The organism is Desulforhabdus sp. TSK, from assembly GCF_022836495.1.
Taxonomy (GTDB): Bacteria; Desulfobacterota; Syntrophobacteria; order Syntrophobacterales; family Syntrophobacteraceae; genus Desulforhabdus.
The window spans coordinates 1-997 of record NZ_BQXM01000094.1; the positions used below are offsets into that span (position 1 = coordinate 1).

Here is a 997-nt window from a genome sequence, read left to right on the forward strand (position 1 = left end):
TGGCGTACATTGATCTTGCGCCTCCCGCTGAGAATCGCGCTGACAACCGGTTGGCCGCCCAGTTCTTTGGAAAGATCGGTCTCTTCAAGCCCCTGTTGATCCATCAGGAAATGCAGGACTTCATGGGTTGGCGCGTCAGGGATGTCTATATGTTCGTTCTCGTAATCTTCGACGAGACGTCCAATGAGCTCAAGAAAATCTGCGAGCTCATGTTCTTCATTGTCGCCTACCACATCGAGCAGTGCATTCATGAGGTGAATCACTCGCTGAAACTGGTCGTCGTCGCGAATGGGAGTGATCCTGACCGGTAGTATGTTTTGGAGGGCTCTCCATGCCGGGCCGATGGAAGTGGTGTCAATAGCTGGTGTGTTCATGTCCGCTAACTCCTGTATTCTTTGCTCCAGCGGTCATACTCTGCATGGGGGAGCACTTCTCTGATAAAGAGTTTTTGCCGGTTGTAATGAATCACAGTGATCACCAGGAAATTGTTGCCACCAATGTCAAAAATGGTGTACGTGGCAACGTAGTCAGCCGAGCCGAATGCCTGTCTGATGTCGCTGAGGTTTTCAAACCTTGATTTGCTGACGACCCGATACCATGATTCCAAAGGTGATCGGGCAGCAGGATGCACGCGCCAGAAAGACACGATCGCTTTTTTAGAGATGACATGCATGGTCAATATAGAGCATTTTGCTATGCTGGGCAACTCTCGCTCGCAGAAGCTTTTTGACCCATGAGCGCAAAAAGATGTCTCGTGCATTACGGAAAGGATCATGAAATACTGCCGCGGCAAACTTGACGACAGCCGCCCGAGCCACTTTCATAAGGGTTGCCAGCTCTTTCTTCTTTAATTAACCACGGCGGGGCGTATCTTTGTACTGGTCTGGTCTGTGAAGGGAAACGGCACGAGGACAATGTCGCCGAACTCATAGCCGATCATAGTCGGCATCCTCGGGATTGTCCCAGACCTTTTGGAAGGCTTTTTGGGAGAGTCTTG

At 50.7% G+C, this 997-nt stretch carries 2 protein-coding genes; both read right to left on the bottom strand.

The annotated features are described in order from the left end of the window. On the bottom strand, positions 1-374 hold a 374-nt coding region (locus MWC30_RS21630; protein ID WP_281430542.1), incomplete at its 3' end, for a hypothetical protein. A gap of 5 nt (positions 375-379) precedes the next feature. Beyond that, positions 380-775: a type II toxin-antitoxin system HigB family toxin gene (locus tag MWC30_RS21635; protein ID WP_244086276.1), complete on the bottom strand. Its 396-nt coding sequence runs from the start codon at positions 773-775 to the stop codon at positions 380-382. Positions 776-997: the final 222 nt, after the last annotated feature.

What these genes read in the sequence shown, in the direction of transcription:
- MWC30_RS21635 (WP_244086276.1), bottom strand. Translation starts at nt 775, where the DNA reads ATGATCCTTTCCGTAATGCACGAGACATCTTTTTGCGCTCATGGGTCA.